Origin of the sequence: Draconibacterium mangrovi, from assembly GCF_010586825.1 — a bacterium.
Classification (GTDB): Bacteria; Bacteroidota; Bacteroidia; order Bacteroidales; family Prolixibacteraceae; genus Draconibacterium; species Draconibacterium mangrovi.
The window spans coordinates 1-13,405 of sequence record NZ_JAAAGB010000017.1 but is presented as its reverse complement, the minus strand read 5'-3'; the positions used below and the strand labels follow the sequence as shown (position 1 = coordinate 13,405).

At 40.2% G+C, this 13,405-nt stretch carries 13 protein-coding genes; 1 reads left to right on the top strand and 12 read right to left on the bottom strand.

All coding sequences use genetic code 11. The features are described 5' to 3' along the window. Positions 1 to 141: 141 nt before the first annotated feature. The 4 genes from G4420_RS23630 to G4420_RS22310 all read right to left on the bottom strand — a co-directional run bounded on the left by G4420_RS23630 (position 142) and on the right by G4420_RS22310 (position 4,659). Complete coding sequence (locus tag G4420_RS23630; RefSeq protein WP_394351217.1) at positions 142 to 648, bottom strand: helix-turn-helix domain-containing protein; 507 nt, start codon at positions 646 to 648, stop codon at positions 142 to 144. Between the two features lie 180 nt (positions 649 to 828). Beyond that, positions 829 to 1,206: a hypothetical protein gene (locus tag G4420_RS22320; protein WP_163326169.1), complete on the bottom strand. Its 378-nt coding sequence runs from the start codon at positions 1,204 to 1,206 to the stop codon at positions 829 to 831. A gap of 237 nt (positions 1,207 to 1,443) precedes the next feature. Further along, positions 1,444 to 3,735: a beta-glucosidase BglX gene (gene bglX / locus G4420_RS22315; protein ID WP_163326168.1), complete on the bottom strand. Its 2,292-nt coding sequence runs from the start codon at positions 3,733 to 3,735 to the stop codon at positions 1,444 to 1,446. 210 nt (positions 3,736 to 3,945) lie between these two features. Continuing rightward, a complete protein-coding gene (locus G4420_RS22310) occupies positions 3,946 to 4,659 on the bottom strand; it encodes a ThuA domain-containing protein (RefSeq protein WP_163326167.1) in 714 nt (237 codons plus the stop codon). 185 nt (positions 4,660 to 4,844) lie between these two features. Here G4420_RS22310 and G4420_RS22305 point away from each other — a divergent pair, with 185 nt between their 5' ends. Then, a complete protein-coding gene (locus G4420_RS22305) occupies positions 4,845 to 6,077 on the top strand; it encodes an alpha/beta hydrolase family protein (protein WP_163326166.1) in 1,233 nt (410 codons plus the stop codon). 266 nt (positions 6,078 to 6,343) lie between these two features. Here G4420_RS22305 and miaB read toward each other — a convergent pair whose 3' ends face one another. The 8 genes from miaB to G4420_RS23335 all read right to left on the bottom strand — a co-directional run. Continuing rightward, positions 6,344 to 7,684 carry a tRNA (N6-isopentenyl adenosine(37)-C2)-methylthiotransferase MiaB gene (miaB, locus tag G4420_RS22300; RefSeq protein WP_163326165.1) on the bottom strand — a complete coding sequence of 447 codons (1,341 nt, stop codon included), beginning with the start codon at positions 7,682 to 7,684 and terminating at the stop codon, positions 6,344 to 6,346. A gap of 125 nt (positions 7,685 to 7,809) precedes the next feature. Then, the gene (locus G4420_RS22295; protein ID WP_163326164.1) at positions 7,810 to 8,454 is read right to left on the bottom strand and encodes a ferredoxin--NADP reductase; all 645 of its coding nucleotides are present in this window, start codon (positions 8,452 to 8,454) and stop codon (positions 7,810 to 7,812) included. A gap of 154 nt (positions 8,455 to 8,608) precedes the next feature. Beyond that, positions 8,609 to 9,613 (bottom strand): sugar ABC transporter substrate-binding protein, encoded by a 1,005-nt coding sequence (locus tag G4420_RS22290; protein ID WP_163326163.1) that lies wholly within the window; start codon positions 9,611 to 9,613, stop codon positions 8,609 to 8,611. A 124-nt stretch (positions 9,614 to 9,737) separates the two neighbouring features. Further along, entirely contained in the window at positions 9,738 to 10,313 is a 576-nt protein-coding gene (locus G4420_RS22285; RefSeq protein ID WP_163326162.1) for a Maf-like protein, read from the bottom strand. A gap of 1 nt (position 10,314) precedes the next feature. Continuing rightward, positions 10,315 to 10,845, bottom strand: a complete 531-nt coding sequence (locus tag G4420_RS22280) for a KdsC family phosphatase (RefSeq protein WP_163326161.1) — start codon at positions 10,843 to 10,845, stop codon at positions 10,315 to 10,317. Positions 10,846 to 10,847: 2 nt separating this feature from the next. Continuing rightward, the gene (locus G4420_RS22275; RefSeq protein WP_163326160.1) at positions 10,848 to 11,630 is read right to left on the bottom strand and encodes a Rossmann-like and DUF2520 domain-containing protein; all 783 of its coding nucleotides are present in this window, start codon (positions 11,628 to 11,630) and stop codon (positions 10,848 to 10,850) included. Next, positions 11,627 to 13,234: an O-antigen ligase family protein gene (locus G4420_RS22270; protein WP_163326159.1), complete on the bottom strand. Its 1,608-nt coding sequence runs from the start codon at positions 13,232 to 13,234 to the stop codon at positions 11,627 to 11,629. The genes G4420_RS22275 and G4420_RS22270 overlap by 4 nt, the downstream gene beginning before the upstream one ends. Further along, on the bottom strand, positions 13,218 to 13,405 hold a 188-nt coding region (locus tag G4420_RS23335), incomplete at its 5' end, for a hypothetical protein (protein ID WP_204273791.1). The genes G4420_RS22270 and G4420_RS23335, both read right to left, overlap by 17 nt.

Genomic DNA, 13,405 nt, shown 5'->3' with positions numbered 1-13,405 from the left:
ATTTAAACTATGTCGTATTAGTACAGTTATAGTTGTTTTAGAATAATTTTGAGAAGTTGCAATTTCGATCATTTCTTTTCATTCCTTATCGAGAATAAAAAGGTGTTTTCGGTGTACGACACAGAATTCCAGGGCTTTTATTTATAACCAAAACACAAGATATAGCATAAGAATTACGAGGATTAGGGCAATAATAATGAAACCAAAATAACGAACGGTTTTATGGTATAAACCGGAACAACGTTTCACTTTTCCAGGAAATTCGGGATGGTTAGTCAGATTATTTTGGGAGGCAGAAAAGTGTTTATGCACACCTGGCGAATGGCCAAAATAATCGTGAAAGCACTTATTAAAATAACTGGGACTGCCAAAACCAACTTTGTAAGCGATTTCTGAAACCGTATTATTATTCTCTTTTAGCAACTCGCTTGCATGAAGCAAACGTATTTCGCGAATAAAACAACTTGGGGATTTGCCGGTAATACATTTCAATCGCCGGTGCAACTGCGATCTGCTTAATCTTACTTCCTTGGCTAAAACATTTACACCAAAATCATTTTCCAACAAATTTTGCAACACTATTCCACGTAGTTCAGATAAAAACTCAGAATTTTGCGTAGTACTATTATTTGCATGTCGACCGAACATTGATTAGTTGTAAACTTTTTTCACCTGAATATCAAACAGGCTAAAAGTAAATCGTAATAGCATACGAAATTTTGCTGAAAAAGATTTAAGCACCAAGTTTAACTGTTTGTGAGAAAAGGGAATGAAGTATGATGCAGATAAAACAAAATAGAAGACTGAAACCAAATAGAAATATTGGCGTTAAGCTCCAATTTGTATTTCTTCTGCTAATCGCTCCGTGTTTTCAATTCCTGAATTGAGAACTAAATCTGTCAGGTTAAGGCTATCGATGTATTGCACCGCTTCGGTGTATGACCGAATATCGCGTCTTACTTCTAAAATAGTAATATCGGGATCGGGATTATCTACCATTTCGTTATACACCGGCGCTCTAAACTCGGCCATAGGAATTATAGCCTCCTCATTGTAATTGTATACAAAATCGTTGTGGCGGGCAAAAACAAATTCCAGATCAGTATGATTAAAACCTGCTTTATAAAAGCGGGCAAAACACAGATAGACCTTCCCATCGGGTAGCCCATAGAAATGCACCGGATAGTGGGTTGGTAAAAATGTCATACTGGATTTGTGGATTAACCTGCCTAAAGATTTCATAATACGCAAGTTAAAGTGGTTTTATCGCTCGCTAAGTTAATGAAATTTATATCGGGTACATCGCCTCTCTTTTTATCTAAATGTTAAAAGATGTTATATTCAATATTAAATCACCAGCTTTCACACTGTGCACAAACAAAAAACAGGCGATTTCAGTTTTATTCTGAAACCGCCTGTTTTTTACCAGCACTAAAAGTGTGATTAATTCATCTTTTTCAGTGTGAATGAAGCAGCCATTCCTTCAGCAGAGTTTGGACCAACCCACAGATTAAAATCTCCCGGTTCGGCTTTCCACTCTTTCGAGGCTCCATAAAATTCAAGATCTTTTGTAGTTATCTCAAACGATACCACTTTCGACTCTTTTGGCTCTAACTTTATTTTCTCAAAACCTTTCAGTTCTTTCACCGGGCGCGAAATACTTCCAACCAGGTCGCGAATATACAGTTGAACGATCTCTTCTCCGCTAACATTTCCGGTATTGGTTATTGTCGCTTCAACTACAATTTTTCCGCCTTCGGTTAATTCATGTGCCGACAGTTTCAGATTTGAATAATCAAAAGTAGTGTAACTTAACCCGTAGCCAAATGGATAAAGCGGTTCTTTACTCTGGTCGGTATAGTGCGACCAGAATACATTTCCCTCGCCATTTGTCGCACGGCCGGTATGAAAATGATTGTAATATAATGGCTGCTGCCCAACAGCTCGTGGAAACGACACCGGTAATTTACCGGCAGGGTTGTAATCGCCAAACAATACTTCGGCTATTCCGTTGCCAGCTTCCGATCCCAGGTGCCAGCATTCTACAATTGCAGGAACATGTTCGGCCATCCAGTTAATTTCTATCGGACGTCCATTCATCAGTACAACCACAACATTTTTATTTACTTTGTAAACCTCTTCCAACAACTCCTGCTGAAAACCTTTCATCGAAATATCGGTTTGGCTGCGGCCTTCGCCCGACTGCCAGCAATCTTCACCTAATGCAATAACTACCACATCAGATTTTGAGGCCAATGAACGTGCTTCCGACATTCCACTGCGGTCGGTAGTGTTAATGTTTAGTTCGGTAGTAAACCAGCGTAAACCTTCTGTGTAAGCAGGCCCCTGGGCAAAGCGAATGCTGGAACTTCCGGCTACATTTTTTATTCCCTCCAGCAACGACACTGCTGAATTTGTAATTGCTTTAGCTCTCCAGCTTCCAAGTGGCACATCTTTGCTTCCGGCCAGTTCGCCAATAACGGCAATTTTTAGTCCATCCTTTTTCAACGGAAGAAGATCGTTTTCGTTTTTCAGCAAAACAATACTTCTATTTGCGGCTTCTTTGGCTGCTGCAAGGTGTTCGTCGCAACGCAATACTTTTTCACGCTCAGGATTGCAATATTTATAAGGATCATCGAACAATCCCAGTTTGAATTTGATAGTTAATATGCGGCGTACGGCATCGTCAATCAAAGCTTCATCAACTTTTCCTTCGTTTACCAGTTCTTCCAGGTTATTTATGTAAGCATTACCTTCCATGTCCATATCCGAACCGGCGGTAATAGCTTTATAGGCAGCTTCCTTTTTATCGACAGCTACTCCGTGCGGCACCATTTCACCAATCGAATTCCAGTCAGAAACCACAAATCCTTCAAACCCCCACTCACCTTTCAAAATATCGCGTTGCAGGTAAGAGCTGGCTGTTGCCGGTGTTTCATTAACGGTGTTAAACGCATTCATAAACGTTGCCACACCTGCATCAACACAAGCTTTAAATGGAGGGAAAACAATATTGTGCAAAGTTGGATCGCCAATTTGTACTGTATTGTAATCACGTCCCGACTCAATAAATCCATAAGCAGCAAAATGTTTGGCGCACGCAGCAATGGTTGTTTCATCCGACAGGTCGTCGCCCTGAAAACCTTTTACGCGAGCATAAGCCATTTTAGCTCCCAGATACGGATCTTCGCCAGATCCCTCCATAAAACGTCCCCAGCGGGCATCGCGGGCAATGTCGACCATAGGCGCAAAAGTCCAGTGTAAACCAACTGCAGATGCTTCAGTTGCAGCAACCCTCGACGATTTTTTTGCCAGTTCAGGTTCCCAACTGGCAGCCTCGGCCAATGGTATCGGAAACATAGTTTCGTAACCATGAATTACATCGTAAGCCAGTATTAGCGGAATTCCCAAACGGCTGCTGTCAACTGCCCAGGCTTGAATTTTTCGGGTGGCATTTGCTCCGGTAACATTCAACATTGAGCCAACTTTTCCTTCTTTAACCATGTTGTAAAGCGACATTGAATCAACGCCTTCCGGTGCGGGCCCTGTTAATTCCCAACGCGAAGAATATTGGTTTAACTGACCGATCTTTTCAATCAGCGTCATTTTCGACAGTAAAGCCTCAACTTTTGTGTTAATAGCTGAATTATTTTGGGAGGTAGTATTAGTACCAGGCTTTTGGCAAGCCACTGCAATTAATCCCAATAGAAGTAGTGATAGAAATTGTTTTTTCATTGATTATATTATATTGCTTATTGTATTTTTAACAGTTTGAAACAAATATAATATAAAAAAGTTCTGAAAACCTAAGCCTCAGCTCAAATACTAAAAATATGAAGCTGATTTTTACTGCTTCAAAATAACAACAAGTCCCAACCGAAAATTTCTAAAAACAGATCGGGCAAAATGATAGTATACTTTTAATGTATTTTTTTTGTAATTACCTTATTTATTGAAAGTATTCAGGTATTGTATGGCTTGAAAAAGAAGCTTTCGGTACTCGTCGGTTTCGTATGTACGTTTATCGTGGCCAGGCTGTATATAAACAATCGCTGATGCGTTATACCGGTTCTCCCACGCAACATATTCAGCGCTTTTAGGATGACGCGTTCTCAACAATGGTTTTACATTGTCAGAGATTCGAATATTATCGTATACCTCGTCGAAAAAACGTAATTCGCGAAATCCGGCAGTAACAGGCGTATAATTTTCAATCGAGCAATACACCCACATATCATGTTCGTATTCCGACCATTCCTCTTCCGGAATTTTTTTGTTTTGCTCGACATAACGACCTCCTACAATTTCCTCGAACGCCGGCCAGTTTTGATACGAAACGAGCGAATGATGTAGAAATAAAAATGGTTTTCCCTCTTTAGTCAGTCGTATATAAGCAGCTTTCTCATCCCGGGTTATTTTGTTCCACATATCGTAAAAAACAACTACATCAAAATCGTCGGCAACACCATTTGCAATTGCTTTGTTGGCATCGGGTTGGGCAAAATGTGTATACTCTATTTCCGGCATCCGATCGAACAGTTGAAAAAACTGGAGCGTATCGAAACTATGTCCTCCGGTAACCAACATTACTTTTATCGGCTGAGCCATAACGACACTTGCAAACATGCTTACAACAACAAAAAGTATAATTTTCTTCATCATTTTTTTGTTTGGAACCCAAATGGATTGTTTCTGTATGGCGAAAATAAAAAAAACATCCGGATCACTTCCGGTCGAAAAAGTATTGTTGTCAACACCGGAAATTCATAAATCGCTAAAACAAAGTTTCACAGGTGTAAAAATTACCCTATTTTTGGTTAAATTAATTCAGAAAACACATTTCCATGAACAAAAAACTATTTCTATTTTACTTCTCGTTGATTGTGGCCGCTTTTATATCGTGCGACCACATGGACGATGTTGAACCGGTAACTCCGGCCAATGATTATCTTGTTGATGCAGAATTGCAATTTCGGATCTCGAAAACTGTAATTGATTTAACGATTGCCGCTGCAAGTGTGGAATACGAAGAATTATCTGCGATAAGCGACCTCATATATTCCGGAGTTGACGTTTATAAAATCACTTACAAAACTACGTTTAACGATAGTCCGGTTTTGGCATCGGGTGTAGTTGCCATCCCCGATGTTGATGGTGATTACCCGGTTTTAAGTTACCAAAACGGGACCAACACGGAACACAGTAATGCACCCAGCGTTGATTCAGAAAACCAGCTTTTCAAAATGCTGAAAATGATGGGATCCACTGGTTTTATTATTTCGTTGCCCGATTACCTCGGTTTTGGCGATTCTGACGATATGTTTCACCCGTACCTGCACCGAGAGTCGACTGTACAAACTGTTACCGACATGCTGGAAGCAGTGCGCGAATTTATCGACGACAAAGATGGTATTTCGCTAAACGACGACTTGTACCTGGCGGGATATTCGCAAGGAGGCTGGGCAACCATGCAGGTTCAGCAGGCCATTGAGGCCGATGCCGGTTTTTCCTACAATTTAAAAGCAAGTGCCTGCAGTGCGGGGCCATACAACCTGGCAACACTTAACGAATATGTTGTTGGGTTGGAAGATTATCCGCAACCCTATTTTTTGGCGTATATTTTTAACAGCTACCTGAAACTTGGGGGCGAAACACCTGTAAATACCGTTTTTCAGGCACCGTATGCCGATAAAATTGAAACGATGTTTGACGGTCAGACTTCAGGAGCAGATTTAAACGCTGAGCTAACTACTACCGTTTCCGACTTATTTACACCTGAATACCTTGCCGGATGGAATACAGAAGCAAAGTATGCGCCTGTTATTGAGATGTTGCATGATAACAGTGTTCCGGCTTTTGTACCCTCTGTACCGACCACCTTATTTTACGGGACAGCCGATACTTATGTGCCGCCAATTGTGAGCGAAGAGAAGTATGAAGAATTTATTGAAGCCGGTGCATCCACCAACCTGGTTCAAAAAGTTCCTCTTGATGGGCTCGATCATCAGGGAGGAGTTCTTCCTTCTGGAGTGGCATCGATACTTTGGTTTCTGGAAATGAAAAATGCAGCGATGTAATAAAGCCTGGAGAACAAAGCAGCAGACGGAAGTCCCGGATCATTATTGAAACTTCATTAAAAGATATTTTACAGACTCCAAAACGATTCAGATTCATATTTTGAGTGCAAAATGTCAATCCTGACGGTTCAGATTCATATTTTCTGTGCAAAATGCCCATTCCAAAGCCGCTACCGCGCGAATCACGTTACTTGATCTATCAAAAAAAAAAGATTCCATCTCTCAAAAAGATGGAATCTTTATAATATATTTTCTAAAGTCTTTTTCTAACAACTGGCGGCCACTTCCACCAACTCGCCTTCCAGCGAGAAATCGGATGCTGAGGTAATCTTAACATCGGCAAATTGCCCGATCATCGATTTATCGGTACAGGCAAAACGAATGGTTAATTTGCCCTCGGTATACGATGTAAGAAAACCTTCTTTGCGGTCTTCACCACGAACCAGTACACGTACCGTTTGCCCCACCAAACTTTCATTGTATGGCAAGTTGTGTTTCCTTAGATCTTCTGTAAGTTGATGCAGACGTCGTTTTTTCTCTTCCAGCGGTACATCATCCACCCAACGGTGACTGGTTGCCCCCGGACGAGGTGAATAGATCGCCGTGTACGACATGTTGAATTTAAACTCATCGAAAGCCCTGCGTGTATTATCAAACTGCTCCTCTGTTTCGCCTGTAAATCCAACGATCACATCGGTAAACAAAGTTGCTTGCGGAATAAGGCGACGGATGCTCTCCACAATATGACGGTATTTTTCCATGTTGTGTTTGCGGTTCATGCGCATCAACACTTTATCGTCGCCACTTTGCATGGGCAGGTGAATCTGTTTTCCCAAAACAGGATATTCGGCAATCACCTCAATTACTTCATCAGTCATATCGCGCGGATGTGGCGAAGTAAAATACAGCCAGAATTCTTTTTTCATGCGTTTCCCCAATTCTCCAATCTCTCGTAACAATTGCGGGAAAGTCAGCTCCTCTCCTTTTTTATCCAGTCCGTAGGAGTTTACGTTCTGTCCCAGCAAGGTAATTGATTTATAACCCTGCGCCACCAACAACGCCACTTCGGCAATAATATCTTTTGATGGGCGCGACACCTCACGTCCACGTGTATAAGGCACAGCACAATATGTACAGAATTTATCGCAACCGTTCTGGATTGGAATAAACGCCTCGAAATTCGACTGGTAATGTGGTTGCACGTTCCAGAAATCTTCGATATTCTCGTTATGCGGATCGATGCCCACATTCAAATGTGTAGGTGTTGTAATACCGTAACTGCTGATCATTTTGGGCAGCTCGGGCAGGTCTTTCATCTGGAAAGTAATATCAAAAAGTTTCAGGAACTTTTCATGATCGTCGGGCAAAATACAACCCGAAATAAAAGTAACCAGGTTTTTATTGTTTTTCCACTTATTCCACTTATGAATGCGTGAATACACTTTATCGATGGCTTTCTGACGTACCGAGCACGCCAAAATACCAATCACTCCTGCCTCCTCCTCGTTGTCGGTCCACTGGTATCCGGCTTCTTCAAGTACCGAGATCACCCGCTCGCTATCCGACATATTCATCTGACACCCTAAGGTTACTACGTGATATTTCATCCTGTCTATCTATTTTGCTTCTTTTTCACCCTTCTGTCTTCGTTCCTCTGCCATCTCTCCGTCAGCCGACGGAAGAATTAAAAGAGGGGTGATTTCTGTACCCTGCTATGTACAGGTTTATATATTTAAAAGTATACTTCGGTATAAATGTTCGAAGTCGGGATTCCTTTTTCCGACAAAACATCGAACACTTCGTATATCATTTCACTGTTTCCACAAAGAAAACAGTTTGTATTTTCATCTATTGTCCCGGTCTTTAAAAATTCGGTTACCCTTCCGTGGAAGTCGCCTCCCTTTTCACCTGAAGTGCACAAAGTTACCCTTTCTTTATTAAAATCGTCATGATCGTAAGCTTCTTCTACTTTACGCACACCGTGTATCATTTTGTAATTCAGCTGCGGATGCGTTTTTACAAAACCATGAAACGGGCTGATGCCTGTTCCGGTGGCAATGAACAAAAATTGCTGCACCTGAAAACTGTGCGGATCGAACTTAAAAAAACCAAACGGTCCATCCACATCAACCAAATCGCCGGCTTTTAGCTTTTTCAATTTTGACGATACTTTACCGCCGTCCACTTCGCGTACCAAAACTTCCAGGTAATCGTCGTTCTCTCCACTGTAAATGGAGTATTCACGCCGGTCTACCGCTCCTTTTGTTCCGAGCAATACAAATTGACCGGTTTGAAACTCCATACCATTTCGTTCGAACCGAATTACAAATGTTGAATCGGTTAAATGCCTGACCTGTGTTACTTTATGTTTCTTCAATTATTAAGACCTGTTCTAAATAAATCGGTGCAAAAGTATAAATAATTGGCAAATCATCAAGGTTTTAACGGTTTACATTATTCATTCATAAAAAAGTACAACAAAAAAGGGATCCTGCTAACAGAATCCCCTTAACAAATAATCCTCCTTCACACTAATTGTATACCTCTTCCTCTCTTTGGTATCCCTCTGATATAACGGTTAACTGAAGGTTCTCCTTATTAACGATCATTCCGTTATGGAAAACCGTAGGCACCAACTTTTCACCGTTACTAACTGTCTGATATGTTTTTTCCCCATTTTCATCACGTGCAAGTTTTATTGCCAAATCGGCGGTAGTGGCGGCCAATTTTTCGTAAGGTTTATAAACGGTACAGGTTTGATGACCGGCAACAATTTCGCGTAAATTTCGTAAATCGGCATCCATTCCTGCTATCAATATCTGGTCTTCCTTTCCTGCTTCTTTTACCGCCCTTATCACTCCCATTGCCAATTCGTCGTTTCCGGCAATAATTGCATCTACATCCGGATGTTCTTTTAATAATTTTTTGGCATGTTCATACCCTTCGCTTTCTTCCCATGCATTGGTAAATTCGTTATAAACAATTTCAATATCGCCCCGATCAACCAAAGGCTGAAGTACATTTCGCTGGCCAAGATAAAGCAACTGGCTATTGTTGTCGCTCATTGCGCCCCCAATTAAAGCATATTTTCCTTTGGGTTTTATGGTGGTTAAATAACTGGCCTGCAACGAACCAATCTCTACGTTATCGGTCGATACATAATAATCCAGTTTGCAATTTTTAATTAAACGGTCATACGAAATAACTTTTACATTCTGCGCATGTGCAGCTTCAACAATAGCAGCGGCAGCAAACTGATCTACAGGTACTACCACTAGCACGTCAACACCGTTGGCGAGCAGTTCTTTTGCCTGAGCCAATTGTCTATCGGCATCATTTTCGGCATTCATAACTTTTACGGTTCCTCCAAGTGCCTGAACATCTTCTACAAGATAGTCCCGGTCGTTTTCCCACCGTTCTTTATCAAATGCATGGATTAAAAATCCTACTTCAACAGGTTCGTCTTTGGTATCGCAAGAAGTAAAGCAAAGTCCGGAAAGAAAAACTAAGATGAGTAATGTTATCCTGTAATTCATATTATTGAATTTAATTAAGTTTCTATTCAATTTACGAATTATCAGGTGATAGGTTAACCCCTAAAATTGTTTTAGTTGGTTGTTTTAAAACATTAGAAATAATGAAACCTTTTGAAATAGTAATTTAAAATTTTTGAATTTCCTCGTATAATTTTTGAAGCGGAAGCCCCATTACATTGTAAAACGATCCTTCGATATGGGAAATTCCAATTGAACCGATCCACTCCTGAATGCCATACGCACCGGCCTTATCAAAGGGTTTGTAATTCGTAATGTAATAATCAATTTCAGTAATTGTTAGCTGTTTAAACTGCACCTGGGTTAACGACGAAAATACCACTGATTTTTTAGTAGAACTGAGACAAACCCCTGTTATTACCTCATGTTTTTTACCGCTTAATGCCGATAACATTTTATAGGCATGATCATAATCTTCCGGTTTTTCGAGCACTTGCCCGTTCAAAACAACAATTGTATCGGCCGTTATCAGCAAATCTTTATTGTTCAATTCGGTGGCAAATGCTTTTGCCTTTTTTTCTGCCAGGTATCCGGGAATCTGATCGGGAGAAAGTTCCGGTGGGTAATTTTCATCCACGCCTTTGGTTTTCACCTGAAAATCAATTCCCAATGATTTTAAAAGCTCTTGCCTGCGCGGTGACTTTGATGCAAGAATGAAGTTATATTTGGGTATCCAGTTCATTTCAGAATGCTCTTGAATTTAGCATTTCGCTGGTAAACCATTTGTGTTGCGCTTTTAATGTCTGCTCAATCACATCGCGCACGCAACCTTCGCCACCGTTTTTGTCCGAAATGTATTTCGATATATTTTTAATATCACTAACTGCATCTTTGGGGCAAGTTGGCAAACCTACAGCCTGCATTACCCGGTAATCTACCAGGTCGTCGCCCATAAAAAGTACATCTTCGGGAGCTACGTTCACCTTTTCCAGGAAATCATTTAAACAGGCTACTTTATCGCGTGCTTTATCATAAAAATGCTCCACACCCAATTTTTCGTAGCGCAAGCGAACGCGTTCAATATAACCTCCGGTGATAATCGCAATCGGATAACCGGCTTTTATGGCACTTCTGATGGCAAAACCATCTTTAACGTTAGCTGTTCGTATCGGATCACCATCCTCGTTAAGTGGCGAAACGTCTTGCGACAATACGCCGTCGACATCGAATACAAAAGCTTTTACGCGGGTAAGTTCTTCTTTAAAAAACGACATTCTTATTGTTTTTCCTGATGATGCTCAAAAATACTCTTTGAAATTGAATTGTACAATTCCTGCAGTTCGGACATCTCTTTTAATTCACTCAGGTGTGAGTTTATAATGTTTTCATCAAAACGGATGGCCGGGCCGGTTTGTGCCTCTTTTGGATGTAATTCCTGCACTTTTTGGGCCGTTTCCATTATTAATGAGCGCAAAATTTCAAATGGTAATTCTTTACTTTCCAGATATTTGGCAGCCATTGCATAACAATGATTGGCAAAATTACAGGCAAACACTGCGGCAATGTGTAAGCTCTTGCGCTTTTCAGAATTGAGTATTGTAACTGATTCTGAAACCTCATGGGCGAGTTCTTCTAAAATATCTAAATTCTCTGCTAAACTTGCTTCAACAAAAATAGGAATCTGCTTAAAATCAACTTTCCTGTTTTTTGAAAAAGTTTGTAAAGGATAGAAAACGCCATAGTTTCTGGCGAACTTGCTTAGTACATTAATTGGCAAACTTCCCGAACAATGTACCAGTAATTTATCGCCAAACTCAATCTGACTCAATACCTGATCCACTGCCGAATCTTTTAATGCCACAAAATAGATATCCGCTTCTTTTGTGATCGTTTCAGTGTAAGTTGTAAAGGTCGTACGTAAACTATCAGCCAACTGTTTTGCCGCCTCCTCGGTACGACTGTATACCTGAACAATTTCGTGTCCGCATTTTTTCAATTCAGTCGAGAGATGTGTTGCCACATTTCCTGCGCCAATAAAAGCGATTTTATATTTTTTCATTTGTGCTTTTCTTGAAAGGTAAAGTTTTTAATCCGTTCCGGCGAATGCCACAAAAATAGGCTATAAAACAAACAAAAGAATGAAAGTCCCATATGCGTTTCAAGATTGGCATCGCCTAAATTGGCAATTCCAATAAAAACTAGCAATAACCATAACAACAGGTTTTTTTCCTGGTTTTCTTTAAAAACGGGTATTAAGATCATACTCATTATGACCGCGAAACCTATCAGCCCGAACTTTACTATGTAATTTAAGTACTGATTATGCGAAGACCGCTGATTTTCCTCCTTTAGTTTCGAGTTTAGCTCATCGTATGCTTTCGCATATTCAGTCTTCCAGTTTCCTGTCCCAATCCCAAACCAAATATTCGTTTTTATGATTTCGAGTGATGCTTTTACAAACTCAATACGTTGAGATAGCGATTGATCATTAGGATTTCCGGTTGCTTTGTACCTGTCGTATTCCCAAATGGTCTCGTAAATTCGCGGATATAATGAGTAACGTTTTTCTGCATAAATGTAATTAGCAATTCCCTGTTCAATATTTTTAATATCGGCCTCAGTTAATTGGCTCACTCCGGCACTATCTTTTCTTAATCCCCTGCTTGCAAGGTAACGAACCAAAGTGGACCGATTACTAAAGCCATGACGATTAAGCGAGTCATACTTACACTCACTTCTTTTATTCCATTCCTTTCGCAACTCATCATCACAAATATAACTTTGCACCCCATGCCCGTTTTCTTTTTCCTGCGAATCAAAATTAAAAGTATACGGGTTTCCTGAAGCTGTATATTTATCTACGGTTTGCGGATCCAGCTTTTTGACGTTATAAAAATCATTCCAAATGGATTTTGTATAGATAAACGGCAACGCAACCAAAATTGCAAGTATAATAACAAGGAAATAGTTGATTTTCCGTTTTACTGCAAATAGATGATAAAGCCCCAAAAAACATACCGTACCCCAAAAAGCAATAATTCCGGTTATTGACTTTAATAGAAAAAGAAAGAACACCAGCCAAACTGCCATGGTTATAATTGCTGATCTGTATTTAAATCCTCCGCTTTCCTTCCTACTCCGTATAGCAAGGAAAATGCAACAGAATATGGCTAATGCCACCTGATAGGAGTACCTGATATGTGAAATGAGCGAAATATCTCTGAAATCGGTGATATTGAATGCTGATTTAAAAATGAAGCGTATAGCAGCGATTACAGCTACTACAGTAACAGCCATGCAGAATACTGTCAATACTTTATAGAAGCGTTTTTCTGATAACCGTGGAGAGAGTACTATTCCGAGTGGAATTATAATCCAAAATGCCACCTTTTTCAATTCATACATTGACAATGCCAAGTCTCTTGTATGAAGCATCCCCAACAGATACACTCCAAATATTGCCAGAATATAGAATACGGATTTATGCCTGGTTAACGACTTTTTTAAATCACTTACAGGTTGAAATAATAGTGATTGCAGAAATAGAATTGCTGCTGCAATACTAACAAAAGCTTCGGAAAAAGGCAGAACTATAACAAATAGCAGTAGGCTATAGTAAAAACTTTTTTCGCGTAATTCAGCAGTGTTATTTTTCAGACTCATTCAGCCAAGTTGCAATTCGATTTATTAAACGGCACAGAATTAATAATAATTGCTGATAACCGCAATTTTTTGCAATAAAAAAGCCCGTGCTCAGATGAACACGGGCTTTGGATAAAATTGGCAGCGACCTACTCTCCCACTTTACGCAGTACCATCGGCGCTGACGGGCTT

What these genes read in the sequence shown, in the direction of transcription:
- G4420_RS23630 (WP_394351217.1), bottom strand. Translation starts at nt 648, where the DNA reads ATGTTCGGTCGACATGCAAATAATAGTACTACGCAAAATTCTGAGTTT.
- G4420_RS22320 (WP_163326169.1), bottom strand. Translation starts at nt 1,206, where the DNA reads ATGACATTTTTACCAACCCACTATCCGGTGCATTTCTATGGGCTACCC.
- bglX (WP_163326168.1), bottom strand. Translation starts at nt 3,735, where the DNA reads ATGAAAAAACAATTTCTATCACTACTTCTATTGGGATTAATTGCAGTG.
- G4420_RS22310 (WP_163326167.1), bottom strand. Translation starts at nt 4,659, where the DNA reads ATGAAGAAAATTATACTTTTTGTTGTTGTAAGCATGTTTGCAAGTGTC.
- G4420_RS22305 (WP_163326166.1), top strand. Translation starts at nt 4,845, where the DNA reads ATGAACAAAAAACTATTTCTATTTTACTTCTCGTTGATTGTGGCCGCT.
- miaB (WP_163326165.1), bottom strand. Translation starts at nt 7,684, where the DNA reads ATGAAATATCACGTAGTAACCTTAGGGTGTCAGATGAATATGTCGGAT.
- G4420_RS22290 (WP_163326163.1), bottom strand. Translation starts at nt 9,613, where the DNA reads ATGAATTACAGGATAACATTACTCATCTTAGTTTTTCTTTCCGGACTT.
- G4420_RS22285 (WP_163326162.1), bottom strand. Translation starts at nt 10,313, where the DNA reads ATGAACTGGATACCCAAATATAACTTCATTCTTGCATCAAAGTCACCG.
- G4420_RS22280 (WP_163326161.1), bottom strand. Translation starts at nt 10,845, where the DNA reads ATGTCGTTTTTTAAAGAAGAACTTACCCGCGTAAAAGCTTTTGTATTC.
- G4420_RS22275 (WP_163326160.1), bottom strand. Translation starts at nt 11,630, where the DNA reads ATGAAAAAATATAAAATCGCTTTTATTGGCGCAGGAAATGTGGCAACA.
- G4420_RS22270 (WP_163326159.1), bottom strand. Translation starts at nt 13,234, where the DNA reads ATGAGTCTGAAAAATAACACTGCTGAATTACGCGAAAAAAGTTTTTAC.